Annotated in this window: 13 protein-coding genes; 8 read left to right on the top strand and 5 right to left on the bottom strand. The window is 73.5% G+C overall.

The window, feature by feature from the left end; genetic code table 11:
- Positions 1-294 precede the first annotated feature (294 nt).
- The gene (locus KUM03_RS21795) at positions 295-999 is read right to left on the bottom strand and encodes a TetR/AcrR family transcriptional regulator (protein ID WP_217250963.1); all 705 of its coding nucleotides are present in this window, start codon (positions 997-999) and stop codon (positions 295-297) included.
- A gap of 63 nt (positions 1,000-1,062) precedes the next feature.
- Here KUM03_RS21795 and KUM03_RS21790 point away from each other — a divergent pair, with 63 nt between their 5' ends.
- The gene (locus KUM03_RS21790; RefSeq protein WP_217250962.1) at positions 1,063-2,010 is read left to right on the top strand and encodes an ATP-binding cassette domain-containing protein; all 948 of its coding nucleotides are present in this window, start codon (positions 1,063-1,065) and stop codon (positions 2,008-2,010) included.
- Positions 2,007-2,801 (top strand): ABC transporter permease, encoded by a 795-nt coding sequence (locus KUM03_RS21785; protein WP_217250961.1) that lies wholly within the window; start codon positions 2,007-2,009, stop codon positions 2,799-2,801. The genes KUM03_RS21790 and KUM03_RS21785 overlap by 4 nt, the downstream gene beginning before the upstream one ends.
- 251 nt (positions 2,802-3,052) lie before the next feature.
- Here the strand turns inward: KUM03_RS21785 and KUM03_RS21780 are convergent, their stop codons facing one another.
- The 3 genes from KUM03_RS21780 to KUM03_RS21770 form a co-directional block, all read right to left on the bottom strand.
- A complete protein-coding gene (locus KUM03_RS21780; protein WP_217250960.1) occupies positions 3,053-3,322 on the bottom strand; it encodes a hypothetical protein in 270 nt (89 codons plus the stop codon).
- A 115-nt stretch (positions 3,323-3,437) separates the two neighbouring features.
- The gene (locus KUM03_RS21775) at positions 3,438-4,250 is read right to left on the bottom strand and encodes an anti-sigma factor domain-containing protein (protein ID WP_217250959.1); all 813 of its coding nucleotides are present in this window, start codon (positions 4,248-4,250) and stop codon (positions 3,438-3,440) included.
- The gene (locus tag KUM03_RS21770; protein WP_217250958.1) at positions 4,247-4,789 is read right to left on the bottom strand and encodes a sigma-70 family RNA polymerase sigma factor; all 543 of its coding nucleotides are present in this window, start codon (positions 4,787-4,789) and stop codon (positions 4,247-4,249) included. Before KUM03_RS21770 ends, KUM03_RS21775 begins: the two co-directional genes overlap by 4 nt.
- 584 nt (positions 4,790-5,373) lie before the next feature.
- Here KUM03_RS21770 and KUM03_RS21765 point away from each other — a divergent pair.
- On the top strand, positions 5,374-7,050 hold the full coding sequence (locus tag KUM03_RS21765) for a serine/threonine-protein kinase (protein ID WP_217250957.1): 1,677 nt from the start codon (positions 5,374-5,376) through the stop codon (positions 7,048-7,050).
- Between the two features lie 12 nt (positions 7,051-7,062).
- Here KUM03_RS21765 and KUM03_RS21760 read toward each other — a convergent pair whose 3' ends face one another.
- Positions 7,063-7,869, bottom strand: coding sequence for an SGNH/GDSL hydrolase family protein (locus KUM03_RS21760; RefSeq protein WP_217250956.1), 807 nt, complete (start codon positions 7,867-7,869; stop codon positions 7,063-7,065).
- 619 nt (positions 7,870-8,488) lie between these two features.
- Here KUM03_RS21760 and KUM03_RS21755 point away from each other — a divergent pair.
- The 5 genes from KUM03_RS21755 to KUM03_RS21735 all read left to right on the top strand — a co-directional run bounded on the left by KUM03_RS21755 (position 8,489) and on the right by KUM03_RS21735 (position 13,181).
- Positions 8,489-9,364 (top strand): glycosyltransferase family 2 protein, encoded by an 876-nt coding sequence (locus KUM03_RS21755; RefSeq protein ID WP_254399702.1) that lies wholly within the window; start codon positions 8,489-8,491, stop codon positions 9,362-9,364.
- On the top strand, positions 9,361-10,380 hold the full coding sequence (locus KUM03_RS21750; protein WP_217250955.1) for a glycosyltransferase family 2 protein: 1,020 nt from the start codon (positions 9,361-9,363) through the stop codon (positions 10,378-10,380). The genes KUM03_RS21755 and KUM03_RS21750 overlap by 4 nt, the downstream gene beginning before the upstream one ends.
- 34 nt (positions 10,381-10,414) lie before the next feature.
- Complete coding sequence (locus KUM03_RS21745) at positions 10,415-11,200, top strand: polysaccharide deacetylase family protein (RefSeq protein ID WP_217250964.1); 786 nt, start codon at positions 10,415-10,417, stop codon at positions 11,198-11,200.
- Between the two features lie 94 nt (positions 11,201-11,294).
- Positions 11,295-12,389: a DUF5925 domain-containing protein gene (locus KUM03_RS21740; RefSeq protein WP_217250954.1), complete on the top strand. Its 1,095-nt coding sequence runs from the start codon at positions 11,295-11,297 to the stop codon at positions 12,387-12,389.
- Between the two features lie 33 nt (positions 12,390-12,422).
- Positions 12,423-13,181, top strand: a complete 759-nt coding sequence (locus KUM03_RS21735) for a DUF72 domain-containing protein (protein WP_217250953.1) — start codon at positions 12,423-12,425, stop codon at positions 13,179-13,181.
- Positions 13,182-13,267: the final 86 nt, after the last annotated feature.

Raw genomic sequence — 13,267 nt, 5'->3', positions numbered from 1 at the left:
CTCCGACGCTCGGGCCCCCCCGCCCCGGGGCTCGGAAGCCCCCGGCCCCGGCGCTCCGAGGTCCCGGCCCCGGCCCTCGCAAGCCCCCGCCCCCGGCGCTCGGAGATCCCGTCCCCGGCACTCGCAAACCCCCGACCCCGGCGCCCAGAGGCCCCCGGCCTCGGGGCACCCCGCCCCGGAACTCGCCCCCGGCACCCAGGCACGCCGGCACCCGGGCAGCCCCCACTCCTCCACGCTCAAGGCGTCCCCGGCCCTCAGCGCTCAGGCAGCCCCACAGCCCGGCAAGCCGCCCCCTCAGGCGAACCCGTCCAGCACCCGCGTCAGCGCCCGCTCGAAGACCGCCTCCAGGTCGATGGGCCCGGCGTCCTCGCCGAAGGACGCCGCCAGCCGCGGGTAGGTGCCGCTCGCCAGCTGGGCGCCCAGGTAGGCGATGCGCACCGCGTTCTCCTGTTCCTCGGACCAGGGCAGCGAGCGGGTGCGCTCGGCGGTGGCGAGTTCGTTGGTGACGTACGTCGTCACGACGCCGTTCACCATCGCGACCAACTCCATCTTCGTCCCGTAGGGCGCGTCGAAGGGGTCGAGGCAGGCGAGGCAGTGCTCCAGGTAGCGCAGGGCGTGGGGGCTGAAGCCGTAGACGGGTGACATCAGGCGGGTCAGCCAGGTGTGGCGGTGCATCAGCGCCCGGGTCTGGTGGGCCACCCGGAGCATGTCGGCGCGCCAGTCGCCGCTCGGCTCCCACAGCTCGTGCTCGGCGCTGGCGGCGTCCATCATCAGCTCGTACAGGTCCTCCTTGCGGGGGACGTAGTTGTAGAGCGACATGGTGCCGCAGCCCAGCTCGGCGGCGACGCGGCGCATCGAGACCGCGTCGAGCCCCTCCGCGTCGGCGATCCGCACCGCGGCGGCGGCGATGTCGGCACGGGTGTACGCCGGTCTCGGCCCCCGGCCGGTGCGCTCGGGGCGCGCCCAGATCACTTCGGGTACGGCCGCTCGGCCCGCCATGGATCATCACCTCGGCCACCATCCTAGTTACGTACGGCGTACGTAGTGCGCTATGGTCGACTCATGACTACTACGTACGCTGTACTTAGTGAGGGTCTGGAGAAGCGCTTCGGTGAGGTGCACGCGCTGCGGGGCCTGGATCTGGCGGTGGCCGAGGGGACCGTGTGCGGGCTGCTCGGACCGAACGGGGCGGGCAAGACGACGGCCGTACGCCTGCTGACCACGCTGCTGCGGCCGGACGCGGGCAGTGCGCGGATCGCCGGGCACGACCTGGTGCGCGAGGCCGCCGCCGTCCGGCGCCGGATCGGCGTCACCGGGCAGTACGCGTCGGTCGACGGGGACCTCACCGGCCGGCAGAACCTACGGCTGTTCGCCCGGCTGCACCGGCTGCGGGACGCCTCGGCGCGGGCCGACGAACTTCTGGACCGCTTCGCACTGGCCGACGCCGCCGACCGTCCCGCCGCCACCCTCTCCGGCGGCATGCGACGCCGTCTCGACCTGGCCGCGAGCCTGGTGCGCCGCCCGGAGGTGCTGTTCCTGGACGAGCCGACGACGGGGCTCGACCCGGCCAGCCGCAATCAGATCTGGGACGCGGTGCGCGCCCTGAAGGAGGAGGGCACGACCGTGCTGCTCACCACGCAGTACCTGGAGGAGGCCGACCGTCTCGCCGACGACATCGCCCTGGTGGACCGGGGCCGGGTCGCCCACACCGGGTCCCCGGCCGAACTCAAGGCACTGGTGGGGGCGTACGCGGAGGCCGTCGTCGCGGACGCGGAGTCCATGGCGCGGGCGGCGGCGGTCCTCGACCGGCTCACGGGAGCGGAGCCGGCCCTCGACCCCGACCGGCGCACGGTGGGCGCGGTCAGCACCGACCCGACGCTGACCCTGCCGCGCCTGGTGCGCGAGCTGGACGCTGCGGGCGTCCCCCTGCTGGACGCGAGCCTGCGTCCGCCGACCCTCGACGACGTCTTCCTCCGCCTCACCGGCGAGAACAAGGAGCTTGTGGCATGAGCGCCATGGCGTACGACCTGGCCCACGACGGCACCGCGATGCTGGGCCGGCAGCTCCGGCGGCTGCGGAACAACCCGGGCCTGCTGATCCTCACCCAGACCATGCCGGTGACGATGCTGCTGTTCTTCGGCTACGTCTTCGGCAGCGCGCTGGCGATGCCGGGCGAGGAGTACCGGGCCTTCCTGGTGCCCGGCCTGCTGGTCGCGACGGCCGCGAACGGCCTGATGACGGGCATGTTCCAGGCCGCCCAGGACACCCACCGGGGCGTGACGGACCGCCTGCGGACGCTCCCCGTGAGCCGGGCGGCGGTGCCGCTCGGACAGGCGGTCGCGGACCTGCTCGTCACCGCCGCCGGCATGGTGCCCTTCCTGCTGGTCGGGCTCGCGGTGGGCTGGCGGATGGAGGGCAGCGCGCTCGGCGCGGCGGGCGCCGTGGGGCTGTTGCTCCTGTTCCGGTTCGCGACGACGTGGATCGGCGTCTTCCTGGGTCTGCTCACCCGCAACGAGGAGGCCGCCGGTCAACTGGGCGGCGCGACCTTCATCCTGCCGCTGCTGTCCAACGCGTACATTCCGACCGAGGGGCTGCCGGGCTGGCTGCGCACGGTCGCCGAGTGGAATCCGATCAGCGCGGTGACCACGGCGCTGCGGGACCTGTTCGGCAACGCGCCGGTGCCGGAGGGGGCCGCCTGGCCGGTGGCGCATCCCGTCGCCGGGTCGCTGGCCTGGTGCGCGGTCCTGCTGGCGGTGTTCGTCCCGCTCGCCGTGCGCCGCTACACGCGCGAGGAGGGCTGAGCGGGCCGGTGGGCGTCACCGCCGGGCGGGGACACGGCGGGACGGGCGTACGGAAGCGGCCGGCGTGGGGACGCCGCGAGAACACGGACGCACGGAGGAGACAGACGTACGGAACGGGCGTGACGAAGAGGAGCCGGACGTACGGGTGATCCCTCGCCGGGGTCACACCGGGGCGCCGCTGCGTGCCGTGGGGATGACGGGCGTGTGCGCGGCGCCGCGCCGGGACGGTGTGACCGCCGGAGCGCGGGGCCTCAGTTGCCGCCGAACAGCGAACGGCGCAGTCGGCGCAGTGGCGCGAACAGCGAGACCCGGCGCATCCTGACGCCCCGGTTGCTGCGCTTGTGCGCGGGCTCACGCGCGGTCAGCTCACGCATCAGCGACGTCGCCTCCACCGTCTCCCGCTGTGGGAGGGCAGGCCCTCCGAGCACCGCGAGATGGCGGTCGAGGCGCGAGCTGGTCGCGCTGCTGCCGCAGGTGATCGCAGGGACCCTGGCCCTGCTGCGCACTGTTATCTGTTCCATGTCACTCCCCACCCGTACGAGTCCACCCGGCCCGGGCAGGGTAACCCTATCGCCCCGGTACGGCATGCGTGTATCGCGGTCACAGGATTCACCTTCCCCGTAAGGGGGTTGACGATTACTCTCCGAATCCGATGGGTTCCAGGGCGAGTTGGGCGACCGGCCTGCTCGTGGGCCGGTCCGAGCCCCCGCCGGGTTCGACGGTCACCGCGAGTGAGGTGGCCGACCGGTCCAGGCCGGAGGCGACCAGGGGCGTGTCGTCGTCGAGGAGCCCCAGGGAGCGCGGCGGTGCGCCGGGGCGCACGAGCCAGAGCTGGTGCACGCGGCCGCCGGACGGCTCGCCGTATCCGCTCAGGGTGACGACCGCGCGCCCCTCGGATGCGGAAGCGACCACTCCGATACTGCGCCCGCGGTCGTCCTCCCCGCCGGTCACGCGGGCGTCCGGAGCGGCGAGAACGTGGGCGATCTCACGTGCCCGGTCCCGTGCGGTGTCCAGTTCGCCCCGTGTCCGGTCCGCCTGCACGGCGAAGAGCGCGGCGACCACGAGCGCCGCGGCGGCCGTCACCGTGGCGAAGGGCACCAGCAGGGGGCGCGGCCGGGGCGGGCGGGTACGCTCCGGCGCCGGCCCGCCTCCCCACACGTGGGACGGCAGCCGGCGGACGGGCCCGCGTCCGGGCGCGGGCTCCTGCGCGGTGGTGCGTACGGCGGCCAGGACGCGGTCGCGCAGGGCGGCCGGGGCCGGTGCGGCCGTGGACCAGGCCAGCCGGACGGCGTCCTCGGACAGCGCCCTGACCTCGGCGGCGCAGCGGTCGCAGCCCTCCAGGTGCCGTTCGAACCGGACCCGTTCGGCCCCTTCCAGGGCGTCCAGGGCGTAGGGGGCGGCGAGCGAGTGGAGCCCGCCTCGGCGCGGCCGCCGGCCGAAGAGGCTCATGCGGCGCCTCCCAGGCAGTCGCGCAGGCGGCCCAGTCCGTCTCTCATCCGGGTCTTCACCGTGCCCAGGGGCAGGGAGAGGCGCTCGGCGACCTCCCGGTAGGTGTAGCCGTCGTAGTAGGCGAGGGTGACGGACTGGCGCTGCAGGGCGGTCAGGCGGTCCAGGCAGCGGCGCACCCACTCGCGTTCGAGGCCCGCCTCGACCTCCTCCGCGACCTGGTCGAAGGCGGGGTGGTGGGCGCGCCGGGCCTCGCGCTGTTCGCGTTCGCCGGCCGCGCGGGCGCTGCGCACCCGGTCGACGGCGCGGCGGTGGGCGACGGTGAGGATCCAGGACAGGGCGCTCCCCCGGCGCGGGTCGAACCGCGCGGCGGACCGCCACAGTTCGAGCAGCACCTCCTGCGCCACCTCCTCGGCCTGGGCGGGGTCGCGCACCACGCGCCGTACGAGTCCGAACACCGGGCCGGAGACCAGCCCGTACAGGTCCTCGAAGGCCTTCTGGTCGCCGTCCGCCACGAGCATCAGCAGCTCGTCCGCGTCCACCCCGTCCCCCCTCTCTCCGCGGGCCGCACCGGCCCGTCGGCGTCACCGCCGGGCGCGCGACGGCGCGCCCTCCGGCTGGAGTTACGGATCGGCGGGCCGAAAACGCGGGTCGGTCGCGCACTCGATGCCGGCACGAGTCGGAGTCCGGCGTCTACCGAGTCCGACCAATCCGGCCCGCACGCCGCTCCGAATGCCTGTGCGTCAGGGACATCAGCACTTCGGCACAGAGGACGGACGGCATGACACCCAACTCCGGAAGCGGTGGAGCGGGGCGCCGGGGCCTCGCCACTCTGGTCTGCGGCGCGCTGGCCGCCTCGGGGCTCGCGGCGGCCGGCATGACCGCGCTGGAACCGGGGGCGGTGTCGCGGTCGTCCGCGTCGGCGGTGGCGCGAGCCGCCTGCTCCGGCGGCGTCCCCGGTGGGCGACGGGCCGGGCGGCCCGGCTGGTGCGCCGGGTCACTCCGCTCGGGTCGGCGTGCGCGGTGGTGGTCCTCGGGGCCGGATTGGTGTTCAGGGGGGCCGCATCCGCACTCGGCTGAGCTACTTTTGGGGTGAATGCGGGAGAACGACGGGCCCGTTCCCGGAATGTCCGCGCGAGACTTCGAGGGGGCGCCGGTGTCCCAGGAACCCGGCAGTGAGCGCGTGATCGCCGGCCGCTACCGTCTCCTGTCCCCCCTCGGCGAGGGCGGGATGGGCACGGTGTGGCGCGCCCGCGACGAGGTGCTGCACCGCGAGGTCGCCGTCAAGGAGGTGCGTGCCCCCGCCGGGCTGCCGGAGTCCGACGTGCGGCGGATGTACGCACGGCTGGAGCGGGAGGCGTGGGCCGCCGCCCGGGTGGCCCACCACAACGTGGTCACGGTGTACGACGTGGCCACCGACGGCGGCCGTCCCTGGATCGTGATGGAGCTGGTGCGCGGGCTGTCCCTGGCCGACCAACTGGAGGCCGAGGGCCCGCTGGAGCCGCGGCGCGCGGCGGGCGTCGGTGCCGAGGTGCTGGCCGCGCTGCGGACCGCGCACGCGGCGGGGGTGCTGCACCGCGACGTGAAGCCGGCCAACGTGCTGCTGGCGAACGACGGCCGGGTGGTGCTCACCGACTTCGGGATCGCCATGGTCGAGGGCAGCTCCGCGCTGACCATGACCGGCGAGGTCGTCGGCTCCCCCGAGTTCCTGGCACCCGAACGGGCCCTGGGCCGCACGCCCGGCCCCGAGTCCGACCTCTGGTCCCTGGGCGTGCTGCTGTACGCGACGGTCGAGGGGGCCTCGCCGTTCCGCCAGGACACCCCGCTGAGCACCCTGCGGGCCATCGTCGACGAGGAGTTGCCACCGCCGCACCGGGCCGGTGCGCTCGCGCCCGTCATCGAGGGCCTGCTGCGCAAGGACCCGGCCGAGCGGCTCCCCGCCGAACGGGCCGAGCGGGACCTGCGCCTGGTGGCTGCCGGGGGCGTCGGCGGTGGGGCGGGCACGCCCCGGACGGGCGCGGTGCCGGCCGGCGCGTACGCCCCGACGGTCGCGGCCTTCCCCGGACCGGAAGCCGCGCCGACTCCCCCGGCGCCCGTGTCCCCGACGACGCCGGACACGGCGGGGACCGGGCCGGGCGGCCGGGACCGGCGGGCGCGGGCGGTGCTGGTCCTGGGGCTGGCCGTGCTCGTGCTGGCGCTGGCCGGACTGACGTACGCGCTGCTCGACCGTTCCGGCGGCGGTGACGGCACCGAAGGTTCGGGCGGGAGTCCGGGCCCGGGGGCGAGCACGGTCGCACCGAGCCCGACCGAGAGCGGTACGGAGCCGAGTCCGCCCGCCTCCTCCGCGAGTCACAGCCGGCGCAGCAGTCCGCCGCCCCAGTCGGTGCGGGTGTCCGTGGCCGGCGCGCACACCGAGTACGAGGGGACCTGTCCGCCGCCGCACGAGAGGGCGCCCGCCTTCACGGCGACGTTCACGGTGGGGCGGTTGCCGGCGCAGGTGGGCTACCGCTGGGTGACCGAGGACGGGTCGGTCTCCGATCCCGGGTGGCGGACGCTGTCTTTCCCGGCGGGCGGTGAACGCTCGCGGCAGGACACGGTCGTCGTGACGACGGACGGGGCGAGCGGCGCGTTCGAGGGCGCGGTCCGTGTGGAGGTGCGGGAGCCGGTGGAGGTGACGTCGGACGCGGTGGCGTTCTCCGTGACGTGTGCGGCGGAGACGGAGCCCGGGACGGAGACCCCGACGGGCGGGGCCTCCTCCTCTTCCTCTTCTTCTCCGTCTCCTTCCGCTCAGGGCGGCCCGTGAGGGCCCGTCGGATCAGGCGGCGCCGTTGAGGACCGGCAGGTAGCCGCCGGACTGACCGGCCGCGGTCGGGTGGTACGACTCGCCGATGTTGACCCAGTTCACGCTGTGCAGCCAGGAACTGCCGGAGCAGATCTCGTGGCCGGTGAAGGTGGGCCGTACGTCGCCGAAGGTGAAGCCGTGGTCGGCGGCGCGCTTGGCGATCGCGGTGTTGAGGTGGTCCGCGGCGTCGTTGATCGCCTTCCGCTTGGTCTCGGAGAGGCCGATGCAGGAGGTGCCGAGCCGGTAGAAGCGCGGGTAGCCGATGACGACCACGTGGGCGTTGGGGGCCCGGTCGCGGATCGCGGAGTAGACGTTGTCGAGGTTGCCGGGGAGCGTCGAGTCGACGTACGCCTTCGCGGTGGCGATCCGGGACAGGCAGGAGCTGTCGGACTGGAGGACGCAGGCCATCATGACGTCGGCGAAGCCGGCGTCGTTGCCGCCGACGCTGATCGACACGAGACCGGTGGCGGTGCTGAGCGGGCCAAGCTGTCCGGCGAGAACATCACCCGTACGGGCGCCGGCGCAGGCGGTGAAGTCGAAGCTGGAGGGCGAGTTGGCGGCCGCCCAGAGGTAGGGGTGGGCCTTGGTGCTGCGCTTGCAGTCGCCGCTGGAGCCGATGTAGCTGCCCGCTCCGACACCGGAGGAGTAGGAGTCGCCGAGCGCCACGTAGCCCTCGGCGGCGGCGTGTTGGGCGGCCTCGGCGGTCGCGGCCCCGGTGAGGGCGGTGCCGGCGGCGAGGAGGAGTGAACTCAGGAAGCCGACAAGTCGGGAACGTCTCATGGAACCTCCTTTAGCAGGATCTCTGCCGTCAACCGTGGTAGCAGCTACGCGTGTTGACAGGAAGTGTCCATGCCAAAAAATGGCTGACGGTCGTTCAAAATCGGACGAAAACCGGCGGGAACACCAGTGCCGTCTTGACGGTCTCCGGAGAGCTGGGTCACATTGATGCCCGGCATCTTGGGCTTCGGGGGGCAAAGCGGAACGGTCAGGGAGACCCGCGCCGTGGGAAATCGCCCCGCAAGAAGAACGGATGACGGCAAACCAACAAAAACGTGAGACCTGGTTCCAGGTCTTGCCATACGGGTTCAATCGTCAATACCGTCATACATCTCCCGCATCGGTACGTCGGCAAGCGGCTCAGGGGAGGGCTCGAGGCCGCGGCGGACCGGGGCGGGACGCGCGGTAGGGGGGTGCCGTGCTCGGTGACCGCACCGGTGACCGAGCCGTGCCGCGCAGTCGGCTGCCGTTTCTTTCCGGCGTCGACAGGCTTTGCCAGCTCACCTGGCACGCACGGAGATCCATGCCGTCACGCCGTGGGTGAGAACCCCCCTTTCGAACCGGATACAGAGCCGGACCGCCCCTGGGGCGGGCGGTCCGCCGGACGAGAGGGAACAGACTCATGAGCTCAGTCCTGCAGCCGGCGTCGACGGGCAACGATCCGTCGTCCGATCCGTCTCCCGCCGAGAAGTACCGGCCCGTCTCCTCGCACCTGGCGATAGCGCCGCCGGTGAGCGTCGTGATACCCGCGATGAACGAGGCGGAGAACCTTCCCTACGTCTTCAAGACGCTGCCCGACTGGATCCACGAGGTGGTCCTCGTGGACGGCAACTCCACCGACGACACCGTGCGCGTCGCCCGGGAGCTGTGGCCGGACGTCAAGGTGGTCGAGCAGCGCGGCAAGGGCAAGGGGGACGCGCTGATCACCGGCTTCGAGGCGTGCACCGGCGACATCATCGTGATGGTCGACGCCGACGGCTCGGCCGACGGCCAGGAGATCGTGTCGTACGTCTCCGCCCTCGTCTCGGGCGCCGACTTCGCCAAGGGCTCCCGCTTCGCCAACGGCGGCGGCACCGACGACATGACCTTCATCCGCAAGCTCGGCAACCGCGCCCTGTGCGCGGTCGTCAACCGGAAGTTCGGCGCCCGCTACACCGACCTCTGCTACGGCTACAACGCGTTCTGGCGGCACTGCCTGGACAAGATCGACCTCGACTGCACCGGCTTCGAGGTGGAGACCCTGATGAACATCCGGGTCGTCAAGGCGGGGCTCAAGGTGCAGGAGATACCCAGCCACGAGTACCTGCGCATCCACGGAGTCAGCAACCTGCGCGCCGTACGGGACGGGCTGCGGGTGCTCAGAGTGATCCTCGACGAGCGTTCCAACCGGCGTGCGCTGCGGGGCCGTACGCACGCGCCGACGCTCGCCTCGGCCGGTCCAGCCACCCCCGTGGCCCCGGTCGCCCCGGTCGTTCCGGTCCGGAGGAAGGCGTCTTGAGCGGTATTGACGCCCCCCTCACGATCTCCGTCGTGATCTGCGTCTACACCGAGGACCGCTGGGAGGACATCCTCGCGGCGGTCTCCTCGGTGCGGGCGCAGTCCCACCCGGCGCGGGAGACGCTGCTGGTCGTCGACCACAACGAGACACTGCGGGAACGGCTGCTGAAGGAGTACGAGGAGGGCCCGGACGGGCAGGAGGTGCGGGTGCTCGCCAACGCGGGCCCCCGCGGGCTGTCCGCCGGCCGCAACACCGGGATCGCCGCCTCGCGCGGCGAGGTGATCGCCTTCCTCGACGACGACGCCGTGGCCGAACGGGACTGGCTGCGGCACTTCGCCGAGGGCTACGCCGACCCGGCGGTCGTCGCCGTCGGCGGGCGCACGGTGCCCATCTGGGCGTCCGGGCGCCGGCCGGTCTGGTTCCCGGAGGAGTTCGACTGGGTGGTGGGCTGCACGTACCGGGGTCTGCCGCCCGGCCGGGTCCGGGTGCGCAACGTGCTCGGCGGCAACGCCTCCTTCCGGCGGGAGGCGTTCGACGCGGCGGGCGGTTTCGCCACCGGCATCGGACGCGACGGCGACAAACGCCCGCTGGGCTGCGAGGAGACCGAGCTGTGCATCCGGCTCACCCGCGCCCGGCCCGACGCCGTGCTGCTGATCGACGACCGCGCGGTGATCCACCACCGGGTGCCCGAGGTCCGCGAGCACTTCGCCTACTTCCGCACCCGCACCTACGCCGAGGGCCTGTCCAAGGCCCTGGTGGCCCGCAGTGTCGGCGCGGACAAGGGCCTGGAGTCCGAACGCCGGTACGCCACCCGGGTGCTGCCCGCCGGCGTGGTGCGCGGGCTGCGCGACGCCGTGCTGGCCCGGCCGGGCGGTGCGGGTCGGGCGGGCGCGATCGTCGCCGGGGTGCTCACCGCGGCGGGCGGCTACGCGGTGGGGAGCGTACGGGCGCGGCGGGGCGGGGTCTCCTTCTCCGTGGCGCCGGTCGGACCGGCGGAGGGGGCCGCGCGTGGCTGAGACGTACGAGGCGGACGCGCGGGTGCCGGTCCTCATGTACCACGCGGTCGCGGACGACCCGAACGACGCGACCCGCGCCCTGTCGGTGACCCCGCGGGCGTTCGCCGAGCAGACGGCGGCGATCGCCGACCGGGGCCTCACCCCGGTCGGCACGGCGGAGCTGGCCGCCGCCTGGCGCTCCGGACGTCCGCTGCCGAAACGGCCCGTCCTCATCACCTTCGACGACGGCTACGAGGGCGTGCACCGGCACGCCCTGCCCGCCCTCGCCAAGCACGGCTTCCCGGCCACGCTGTTCGTGTCCACCGGCTGGCTGCGCGGTCCGTACGACACCGGGGGCGCCCTGGACACCATGCTCGACTGGGACCAGGTCCGCGAACTGGCCGGCGCCGGCGTGGAGATCGGCGGGCACAGCCACACCCACCCGCAGCTCGACCAGCTCGACGAGGAACGGCTGCGCTTCGAGCTGATCCACTGCAAGGAGATCGTCGCCGACCAGCTGGGCACCGTGCCCGCCTCCTTCGCCTACCCGTACGGCTACTCCGACCGCCGGGTGCGGCGGGCGGTGCGCGAGACGGGGTACGCGCAGGCGCTCGCCGTCGGCAACGGCCTGGCGCGCCGGGCGCAGGGGCCGTACGCGCTGCGCCGGGTCACCGTGCGCCGCTCGACGGGGACGGAGGAGTTCGCCCGGCTGCTCGACGGCCGTGCGATCGCCCGCACGTTCGCGCGGGACCGGGCCCTGACCAAGGGGTACGCCGTACTTCGCCGGGCGCGGCGGGTGCGGGGGCGGCTGCGTGAGCGGATGCCGGGGGCCGGCGCCTGAACCGCCGGCCGCCCAGCCCTCCGCACCGCACCGTATGCCGCGTGTGCCCGGGAAACCGGGTGCACGCGGCGGCCGGGTGCCGGATCATGGCGGCATGTCCGTGAACCCGCACGACGCCCTGCCGATCCGGCTCAACGTCGACGACAGCGACTCCCCGTCCGACGTCGTCGACGCGCTGTTCCTCGGCCGTTTCGCGACGGGCGAGCAGCCCTTCGCACACGCGGCGAACATCGACCGCGTGCGGTCCGGGGCGACGCTGCTGCCGCCCGGTGCGCGCGTGCTGAGGATCGCCCGCGACGACGACCGCAGCGCGACCCTGGCCGAGGGCGACGGCTGGACGCTGCTGGTCTCCCGCTGGAACCGGGGCGCCGACGTCACGGTGACGGCGACCACCGCCGGCCTGGCCGAGAAGGTGCTCGCCGACGCGACGGACGGCGCGGCGGACGAACCGGAGCCGCAGCCGGAGAACGTGACGATGGGCTTCTGGTACGTCTCCCCGCGCCGCGGCCCGCACCGCACCACCCGGCAGATCTCCGCGGGCACCTGGGACGAGGTCCGGGCCAACTACACGGCGCCGGTCGCGGACGCGATGGACACCCTGATGAAGACGACGCCCGAGGACATCGCGGGCCGCCTGCTGCTCCTGCACGGGCCGCCGGGCACCGGCAAGACGTCGGCGCTGCGCACCCTCGCCCGGTCCTGGCGGGACTGGTGCCAGGTCGACTGCGTACTGGACCCGGAGCGGCTCTTCTCCGACGTCGGCTACCTGATGGACATCGCGATCGGCGAGGACGACTCGACCGGCAAGGGCCGCTGGCGGCTGCTGCTGCTGGAGGACTGCGACGAACTGATCCGCGGCGAGGCCAAGCACACGGCCGGCCAGGCCCTCTCCCGGCTGCTGAACCTCACGGACGGACTCCTCGGCCAGGGCCGCAACGTCCTGGTCGGCGTCACGACCAACGAGGACCTGGAACGCCTCCACCCCGCCGTCGTCCGCCCCGGCCGCTGCCTGGCCCGCGTCGAGGTCGGCCCGCTGACCCGCCGGGAGGCCATGAACTGGCTCGGCACCGAGGAGGGGATCGGCCGCGAGGGCGCGACGCTGGCGGAGCTGTACGCGCTGCGCCGGGGCACCTCGCCGACGACGCTGCCGGAGCCGCGGGACGGCGCGGAGGCCGGGCTCTACCTGTAGCTGCATTGATCCTGTAGCTGCTTTGATGGGGATATGCCCCTGTTCGTCGGCACGTCGGGCTGGCAGTACCGGGACTGGCGGGACGTGCTCTACCCGCCCGGTCTGCCCGTACGGCTGTGGCTGGAGCGGTACGCGGCGGCTTTTGCCACGGTCGAGGTCAACAACGCCTTCTACCGGCTGCCGTCCCGGGAGACCTTCGAGGCGTGGCGGGACCGGCTGCCGGCGGACTTCACGGTCGCGGTCAAGGCCAGCCGCTACCTCACCCACGTCAAGCGCCTGCGGGAACCCGAGGAGCCCGTCGACCGCCTGATGACCCACGCGGCGGGCCTCGGCGACCGCCTGGGTCCGATCCTCCTGCAACTGCCCCCGACCCTGCGGGCCGACCCGCCCCTCCTGGACACCTGCCTGGCCTGCTTCCCGCCCGGCACGCGGGTCGCGGTGGAACCCCGGCACGAGTCCTGGTGGATGCCCGAGGTCCGGGAGGTCCTGGCCTCCCGGGGGGCGGCCCTGTGCTGGGCGGACGTCCTGTCCCGCCCGGTCACCCCCCTGTGGCGCACCACCGACTGGGGCTACGTCCGCTTCCACCAGGGCCGGGCGACAGCCTGGCCGCATTACGGCCGCCGGTCGCTGGCGACATGGGTACAGCGCATCCAGGACACCTGGCCCCGGCAGGACGTCTACGCGTACTTCAACAACGACCCGAACGGTGCGGCGGTGAGCGACGCGGTGCTGTTCGCGCGACTGGCGTGGAAGGCGAACCTGACGGTCACCCGAACGCCGCTAGTGACCTGAGTCGGAGGTTCGTCGTTGGTTGGGTATGAGTCGTCCGGGTCCGAAGATTCCGCCGTTGTCGCTGACTGATACCCAACGGGATGTGC

It is taken from the genome of Streptomyces sp. AC602_WCS936 (assembly GCF_019049125.1).
Lineage (GTDB): Bacteria > Actinomycetota > Actinomycetes > Streptomycetales > Streptomycetaceae > Streptomyces.
Note: the sequence above shows the minus strand (reverse complement) of the source record. Positions and strands in the feature narration are given on the sequence as shown.